This is a genomic window from Castellaniella sp. (assembly GCF_047971665.1).
Classification (GTDB): Bacteria; Pseudomonadota; Gammaproteobacteria; order Burkholderiales; family Burkholderiaceae_B; genus Castellaniella.
In genome coordinates, this window is record NZ_JBKEAA010000036.1 from 25,735 (window position 1) to 33,533 (window position 7,799).

Annotated in this window: 6 protein-coding genes, 1 tRNA gene and 1 pseudogene; 4 read left to right on the top strand and 4 right to left on the bottom strand. The window is 58.7% G+C overall.

The window, feature by feature from the left end; all coding sequences use genetic code 11:
- Positions 1–95: 95 nt before the first annotated feature.
- The 3 genes from ACK5JE_RS12630 to ACK5JE_RS12640 are packed head-to-tail and all read right to left on the bottom strand — an operon-like array spanning position 96 to position 2,743.
- Entirely contained in the window at positions 96–743 is a 648-nt protein-coding gene (locus tag ACK5JE_RS12630; protein WP_416802054.1) for an FMN-binding negative transcriptional regulator, read from the bottom strand.
- 56 nt (positions 744–799) lie between these two features.
- Positions 800–1,549: a sulfite exporter TauE/SafE family protein gene (locus ACK5JE_RS12635; RefSeq protein ID WP_416802055.1), complete on the bottom strand. Its 750-nt coding sequence runs from the start codon at positions 1,547–1,549 to the stop codon at positions 800–802.
- A 54-nt stretch (positions 1,550–1,603) separates the two neighbouring features.
- Entirely contained in the window at positions 1,604–2,743 is a 1,140-nt protein-coding gene (locus ACK5JE_RS12640) for a metallophosphoesterase (RefSeq protein ID WP_416802056.1), read from the bottom strand.
- A gap of 248 nt (positions 2,744–2,991) precedes the next feature.
- Here ACK5JE_RS12640 and ACK5JE_RS12645 point away from each other — a divergent pair.
- A tRNA-Cys gene (locus tag ACK5JE_RS12645) sits at positions 2,992–3,065 on the top strand.
- Between the two features lie 357 nt (positions 3,066–3,422).
- Here the strand turns inward: ACK5JE_RS12645 and ACK5JE_RS12650 are convergent.
- Positions 3,423–4,558 (bottom strand): IS3 family transposase gene (locus ACK5JE_RS12650; RefSeq protein WP_416802057.1). Its coding sequence is split into 2 segments (ribosomal slippage): positions 3,423–4,294 and positions 4,294–4,558, totalling 1,137 coding nucleotides; the frame shifts between segments, so codons are not numbered across the junction.
- Positions 4,559–5,440: 882 nt separating this feature from the next.
- On the opposite strand from ACK5JE_RS12650, the gene ACK5JE_RS12655 reads away from it, so the two are divergent.
- The 3 genes and pseudogenes from ACK5JE_RS12655 to ACK5JE_RS12665 form a co-directional block, all read left to right on the top strand.
- Positions 5,441–6,142: a competence protein CoiA gene (locus ACK5JE_RS12655; protein ID WP_416802058.1), complete on the top strand. Its 702-nt coding sequence runs from the start codon at positions 5,441–5,443 to the stop codon at positions 6,140–6,142.
- 2 nt (positions 6,143–6,144) lie between these two features.
- Positions 6,145–6,909 (top strand): hypothetical protein, encoded by a 765-nt coding sequence (locus ACK5JE_RS12660; protein WP_416802059.1) that lies wholly within the window; start codon positions 6,145–6,147, stop codon positions 6,907–6,909.
- 579 nt (positions 6,910–7,488) lie between these two features.
- Positions 7,489–7,799: pseudogene (locus tag ACK5JE_RS12665) on the top strand (hypothetical protein); the annotation flags it as partial.

The following is a 7,799-nucleotide window of genomic DNA, read 5'->3' on the forward strand; positions in this document are numbered from 1 at the left end:
TGCATGACTCCGGGAGAAACGCCCCGGGCATGCGCCCAGCGCCCAGCATGCCTGTCCTCGCGCATCGAGACGTCGCGAACAAGGACGAGCCTGCGCTATCCAGCCTGGGGCGGCCGCCCTCTGGCACAGCCCAGCATGGCGTCGCCGATCAGATCCGCCCCCCGAGCCTTGAGCGCCTCGCCCGCCCCCAGGATGTCCCGCACTTCTTTGTTCTGGCTGAGCTTGAGCTTGCCCTCCAGGCGGGTGATCGCAATCTCGATCCCGACGATGGCCCGAAGCATGGCATCGATATAGTCGGCCGGACTGTCGGTCATTTTCCAGGGAGTAGGCAGGCCGGCCTCGTGAATGCGCGTCAAGCGCGCCACCACCCCGCGCACATAGCGCTCATCGTCGCGGATCGTGACACGGCCATGGGCATGAACGACCTGATAGTTCCAGGTCGGCACCTGCTTGTGGAATTCATGCTTGCTGGGATACCACTGCGGCGACACATAGGCATCGCCGGCGCGAAAGACGACCAGCGCCTCATCGCCATCGGTCACATCCTGCCAGACGGAGTTGTTGCGCGCCACATGACAATGCAGCACGCCCTGTTCGCCGGCGGCCGGATCGAGCAGGAACGGCAGGTGATTCGCATCCAGGCCGCTTGCGCCATGAGTCACCAGGATGCCCAGAGGATGCTGGCCGATCAGCGCATGCAGCGCCTCGACGCGTGACTCATTGAAATGCGCGGGAATGTACATCGTCTGTCATGCCTTTAAGAAGATCCGTGATGCGTTCAAGGAAGTCCGGTCGGCCCTCAGCCGTAGGCCCGCACGAAAAACGCCACCGTGATGAAGGCCGTCAGCAGCAAAGTGCCCGCTCGAACCCACTGGGCCGATATACGCTTGCCGAGCAGCGCGCCGCCATAGCCCCCCAGGATGGCGGCCACCAGCATGACCAGGGTCTCGCGCCATTGCACCGCACCCGCCACGATGAAGATCAGCACCGCCATGGTATTGGCCGCAGTCACCATCAAGGTGCGCGCCGGATGCATGCTCTTGATGTCATGCGCGCCCAGCAGACCCCATGTCGCCATCATCATGATGCCGACCGCCCCGCCAAAATAGCCCCCGTAGACCCCGAGCCCGAACTGCAGACCCAGCACCGCCGCCGGACGCACGCGCCAACGGGCCCGCATCCACTCCCCGAGACGGCGGCCGAAACCCAGCGCGAACGCAGCGATCAGCAGCAACCAGGGCAGGACGACGTCAAAGGCGCGCGTGGAGGTATGGAGCAGCAAGAATGCGCCTGCGACCCCGCCGGCCAGCGTCACCCCCAGCAGCGGACGCAGCCCGACATCGCCCACCCCGGTCAACCCGTCCCGATAGGCCCAGGCGCTGGCCATGCCGCCGGGATACAGCGCCACGGTGCTGGACGTATTGGCCAGCACCGGCGGCACACCCGCCGCAATCAGGGCGGGCAGGCTGACGAACGAGCCGCCGCCCGCCAGCGCATTCATGGCGCCAGCCACGACACCCGCGCCGGCGACCAGGATCAGAGAGTTCATCGAACAGAGGCGAAACGCTCAAGAGACACATCGAGCCGCATGGCGGACTCGATGCTAAGGGTTTCCTGAGCGTAGCACGATCCGGGTGATTTCGGACGGCCGCCCCAGACGGATCGCCAGGCCATTCCACAAGCCCGTCCCATTGCTGACGTACAGCGTCATGGCCCCCACCCGGTACAGCCCCGAAACAAAACCCTCATTGGCCCATTTCGTGAGCAGGTGCGGCCCCAGGATCTGTCCGCCATGCGTGTGGCCGGACAGCTGCAACGCAACCCCGGCCTGGGCGTGCTGCACCGCCCCGCCCGGCCGGTGGACCAGCAGAATCACCGGCGTCCCGGGCGTCAGACCCTCCAGGGCCGCATCCAGATCGGGACGATGCTGTCCGAACGATCTCGCCTGGCGGTCCGTAAGACCGGCCACCGCCAGCGCCGCATCGCCGCGGCGGATGACGACATGTTCGTTTTCCAGCATCTTCAGGCCCTGCGCCCGGTAAGCCGCCATCCAGCGCTGGTAGTCGGCGTAGTATTCGTGATTGCCGGGAACGGCCAGCACCCCGTCGCGCGCCCGCAGATCACGCAGCGGGCGCACATCGGCCGCCCGGGCCTCGGGCGAACCATCGGCCAGGTCCCCTGTGATCACGACCAGGTCGGCATCCAGCGCATTGGTCTTGGCCACCACGGCCGCGATCCAGGCCCCCGTGAGCAGCCGGCTGGCATGCAGGTCGGTCAACTGGACGACGCGATAGCCATCGAATTCCTGCGGCAGGCCCGGAATCGGTACCGTCACATCCTTGACGTCGGGCACGCGGACCGCCTGCCAGGTGCCGACAGCCGCCAGGACCAGCGCCAGCACGCCCAGCGACAGATGCAACCCCTGCCCGCCCAGAATAGCCCGTCCCGCGCCACGCGAAAGCAGAAACGTCAGCCCCCCCGCCACATCGCGCAGCAACAGCAGCAGGGCGAGCAGCAGGAATGCCCCAAACGCCCAGGCCAGCGCGATGAGAACGCCCTGAGGCAGTTCCGGCGAGGCCAGCGTCCCGAAGAAACGGCCGGTGAACCAGTGGTACTGGGCGACAAGAAAAACGACCAGCGCCAGAACGAGCCGTGCACCGATCCCGCACGGCAGGGGCCAGATGAAACGCCCCAGGACGTACAGCCAGATGGCGCCGGTGACGAAAGGCAGCATGGTCCCCATGGATCTATCCAGAATGCGATGAGCAAGGTCATTTTAACCATGTGGATGTCCTGACCGGGCGGCCGGGCGGGCCGCAATGACCGCGCGGTGCGGCGTCAGGACCTGCCTGCCGTCTGCCTGCGGCGAGGTCATCATGACCGCACGGTCGATACAGTTTTCCGGGGCTCGGGGCGGCATCAGGACGGGATGAAAATATCGTATAATGGAAAACTTGACTGAAGGCCGATATCGGCCTGTCAGGCATTATCGGCGCAATGGCAGAGTGGTGATGCAGCGGATTGCAAATCCGTGTACGTCGGTTCGATTCCGGCTTGCGCCTCCAAATGAAATCAAGGGCTTACGTGTTGAACGTAGGTCCTTTTTTCGTTTTGGTGTCAACGAAGTGTCAACCGATGGCGGGTAGCGGCCAGGCATAGGCGGGCTGTGGCGGTTGTTGACACTTGAGGGGCGCATTTGTGTTGACATGGGTTGTGTCCGATCTGATGGCTTCTCCTGCGTACTATCAGCCTGCATGGGCCGCTGCTGAAGCCTGCCGCGCATCGCATATCTGCGCCCCTCAAGTGTCAAGATCGCCATGCGCACACTCGCCTCATCATCAATCAGTGCTGCCGACAGCAGAGAGGTGGCTTCGGTTGTTTGGACAGGGTCCTGAAGTTTTTAAGTGGAACATCCCAGGCGATCATGCTGCCGATTTGATCGCAGGCAGCGTCGCGAAGTATGCCTCATCCGGGGTCTGATCGGCCAGACTTGAATGGGGCCTTCTCTGGTTATACAACTCGATGTACGCGCCGATGGACTGCCGGGCCTGGCTGACCGAGTCGTAGGCCTTCAGATACACCTCCTCGTACTTGATGCTGCGCCACACCCGTTCGGCGACCACGTTGTCGCGCCAGCTTCCCTTGCCGTCCATGGATAATCGGATGCCCCGGCCCAGTACCGCTTCGGTGAAGGCACTGGCCGTGAACTGGCTGCCTTGATCGGTGTTGACGATATCGGGTTGTCCGTAGCGGGTGAAAGCCTCCTCCAGTGCCTCCACAGCATGGACGGCCCCCAGCGTGATGGCCGCCCGATGAGCCAGGACCTTGCGGCTGGCCCAGTCCACCACCGCTGTCAGATAGACGAAGCCCCGGGCCATGGGGATATAGGTTGTGTCCAGTGCCCACACCTGGTTGGCCTGCTCGATCCGCATGCCGCGCAGCAGGTACGGCCAAATCTTGTGCTGGGTATTGCGTCGGCTCGTGTTCGGCTTGCAATACAAGGCTTCGACGCCCATGCGCTTGATCAGCGTGCGTACATGCCGCCGGCCCACCTCATAGCCCTCCCGGCGCAGCAGACGCGCCAGCATCCGGGCCCCGGCAAACAGAAACTCCAGATGCAACTCGTCGATCCGACGCATCAAGGCCAGGTCCTCCGGGCTGACGGGGCGTGCCTGGTAATACACACTCGATCGGGCGATCCCCACCAGCTTGGCCTGTCGTGACACCGGCAATGCATGGGTGCGGTCTATCATCGCTTTGCGCTCAGCAAGCCTGCCTTGGTGAGCGCTCCTTCTAAAAAATCATTCTCCAGCGTGAGCTGGCCGATCTTCGCGTGCAGCACCTTCAGGTCCACTGCCGGCTCGCTGTTGTGCGACCCCGCCGCGCCGAATACATCAGCGGCCTTCTCCTGCAACTGCCGCTTCCATTCCGTGATCTGGTTCGGGTGCACATCAAACTGTTGGGCCAGTTCGGCCAGGGTTCTATCCCCTTTGACCGCCGCCAAGGCCACCTTGGCTTTGAACGCCGCTGAGTGCGTCCGTCTCGTTCTCTTGGTCATCTTTCCGGTTCCTTTGCCAGCATTATCGCCGGCGCAGGCCCAGGGCGCCCCACTTATCGGTCTGTCTGAATTCCCGCCGCCACCTCTATGCTCCTGTCGTCATTCTGGATGAAGCGATCGCCAGCATCGACACGGAACATGAGTGGCTAATTCAGCGCGCACTGGAAAATCTGATGAGAGGCCGTACTACCTTGATGATCGCTCATAGGCTGCGTACGGTCACTTACGCGGACGAAATCTGGGTTCTGGACGAGGGCCGTATTCTGGAACGGGGCACGCACGAGGCACTGTTAGCCATGAATGGACGCTACGCTCGGCTGTGGCAGGCGCAACAGCAAGTCGACATACTGCATTAGCGTTATGCAACCTGCGTGACCGATGCGTATGAGTTAAGACTGGATCGTGGTCTCGGTTTCCGCTTCGGCCCAGCAACAACGCGGACTCGAACTCATCCGGATTGATAGGCCAGAAGATGGACTAAAAAATGGACTGAAAAGTCGCGGATGTGGGTGAATTCCAGTGGCTTTCTCTGGAATGAAAAAGGGGTCAAAGGCCCCTGTTTTCAACGATTTACAGACGTCGGTGAAAATCTGCAGATCATAAACTGGAGCGGGAAACGAGTCTTTGGATCGGACTCTAACTCTTTGATTAAAAAAGAGTTGTCGTTACCCCGCTTAACAGGATGGACTATATTGTGGACTAGATCGCAGCGGATAGCAAGTTGCTGGTCAAAAAAGCGTCCAAGGGCATCTGCTGGCATCCACCCAAATCCACGCGTTTTGCCAAGGCCACGTGGTGCCTTCGATGTTCAAGCGCTGTACACCTATGAGGCACAGGGAACGATACAACCTGCAAACACAACCAAGGAGTTTAGGGGGCTGAATGCTGTACGCATGGATTGATGGAGTAAAACGTCCGCCTATTGCCAAAGGTGAAAGAACGACATGTCGAGATTGTGGTGGCCAGCTTACCTCCGTCATCCCCGTCGAGAACGTAAAGCACTGGCGGCACAAGGCAGGAGATTGTGACTCTTGGAGCGAACCGGAAGGCCCTTGGCACCTCGGCTGGAAAGAGGCTTTCCCAGAGGACTGCCGCGAGATCAGCCTAATCGACCCCGCAACGGGTGAACGCCACAGAGCAGATGTGCTTTGCGGTGCTGGTACGCAACACGCGACCGTACTGGAACTGCAGTATTCCCCGATTTCTGAGGATGAGCGTGCTGCACGCGAGGCCTTCTACCGACAGCAGCATCGCATGTTTTGGCTCGTTCATGTCCATGACAGTGCGTCGGGCTTCATGGGGTGGAATTTTGCTTTATCGCTAGATTGGAAGTCTCGACCTGTCGATATCGACGGTAGGTGCTTTGCTGTCATGCAGTGGTACGGCCGTAGCAAGCAGTTCATCGAGAAATGGAAGCGTGCGACCGCGCACGTCTTCTTCGAGTGTCAGGGGCGAATTTTCTTTCTCGCAGGCGATGCGCTTGCACGGCGTATAACTGGCGGTACACCGCTGAAAAAAGGCCAATACGCCCTCTGCCATCTCACACCGGAGGAGTTCACCCGCGCCGTTCAAGGAGGAAACTAGCGATGGCCAACGATGGAGTTCGTGTCCTGTTTGAAGGAGGGATAGAGCCCTATATGGCTGCTGCCGATGAAACGACGGCAGAATTGCTGGCTTCCAGCGACCCGCTAGTTGCGGCACTTCGGGAGTACGACACCTATTTTCGTGAAGGGCGTTGGTGGCAGCATTCCTCTTCCGCTGCCCCTCTTGTGCTCTGCATGAACGCATATCAATTTTTTCTAGCTGGTTCGCGCATGGCCTTGAGCGGCCATTGCGCAGCCGTATTCCCACTGCTGCGCACAGCACTCGAATCTGCGGCATATGCAAGTTTGATGATGCACAAGCCGGAGCTAGAGGAGGTTTGGACCAGCCGGCATCAAAGCAAAAAGAAAAAAGAAGACTGCAGCAGTGCATTCACTTTCAAGCAGGCAATCAAACTACTGAAGGATCGTGCTCCCGATATTCACGCGCTTGCCACTTCTGCTTACGAAGGAGCAATTGACTACGGAGCACATCCCAACGTCATAGGTGTTTTCGGCCTCGTGTCCATAGACGACCAGCGGAGCGATAATTTTGTCGCGGTCAATCATGTCAGTCTCTATGGAGCAAATCACATCGAAACGATCCGCGGTTTCTGCGCATGCCTTGATTTCGGCTTGGCCATTATCGGCATCATCGCACTGTCATCCCATGAAATCAGCGATATGCTGCTGGATGAGCTTTCTCGCCTTATCGAAGTGAAGAACGCTGCGACCGAGCGTTACAGTCCTGAGGCCGATACAACGCTCTAAAGACATGCCTGAGGCAAACTCAACCAGCATCGCTTATGCAATTAGCGCAGAAGGTTGTATCTGTTTGTCAGTTCGGTTTTGCCCTTTCGGATACCCCGCCCCTACAGGCATATGAGTGGCATTGACGTGTAAATCGTCACATTCTGCTTATTTACAACTTCTTGGGCACGCTAAAGGCGTTGCCATATCAGGCTATCAGCATTACAGCCCGATCTTACAGGCGAGTTATCCTCTACGACCCTTTGCTCATGGCGTATTGCAAGCGATGGCAAGCCATCTGTAAGACGTACATCAAAACATGTAAGACCCAATAAGTCTTGATGAAGCGCCTGAGACCCATAACGCTCACGTATGAAAACGATTATTGAGTTATCTGTCGGTAGGTTTTTTAACTGTGCCGCAGTTTCATTTTCACACAATGAGCGCGTGATAGCCACATGCCTTCAAAGGAATGTGGAATTTCGTTTCAGAGCGATAACCTGGATTTTTCTGAAACACTGACTCAAATGGGTAGATAAGCCAACGCTGGTTGGCATCAGAGGAGTCTGTGATGTAGCGCTCCCACAAGGAGATTGATGCATGCATACTGATCCGCCAATGTCGAAGGTCTTCTATCGACCGATTGAGGCAGCTATACGATGGGCTGGGTTATTACGGTATAAGCAGGAAATTCTGTCATCAACGATAACTCCAAGAGAGTTGCCACAGGATATTAAATGCCCTCGATGGAACGAACTTCGATTGTGTATGGATCGTATATACGATGCATTAATTAATCAGGAGTTGCCGTATGGCATGAACGGCGTCACGTTAAATGATGAATCACTGCTTGATAAACAGGATTTGACTATTCGCCATGTAGACCTGAAACGCTGGATGCGCACCCACTA

What these genes read in the sequence shown, in the direction of transcription:
- ACK5JE_RS12635 (WP_416802055.1), bottom strand. Translation starts at nt 1,549, where the DNA reads ATGAACTCTCTGATCCTGGTCGCCGGCGCGGGTGTCGTGGCTGGCGCC.
- ACK5JE_RS12660 (WP_416802059.1), top strand. Translation starts at nt 6,145, where the DNA reads ATGGCCAACGATGGAGTTCGTGTCCTGTTTGAAGGAGGGATAGAGCCC.
- ACK5JE_RS12630 (WP_416802054.1), bottom strand. Translation starts at nt 743, where the DNA reads ATGTACATTCCCGCGCATTTCAATGAGTCACGCGTCGAGGCGCTGCAT.
- ACK5JE_RS12640 (WP_416802056.1), bottom strand. Translation starts at nt 2,743, where the DNA reads ATGGGGACCATGCTGCCTTTCGTCACCGGCGCCATCTGGCTGTACGTC.
- ACK5JE_RS12655 (WP_416802058.1), top strand. Translation starts at nt 5,441, where the DNA reads ATGCTGTACGCATGGATTGATGGAGTAAAACGTCCGCCTATTGCCAAA.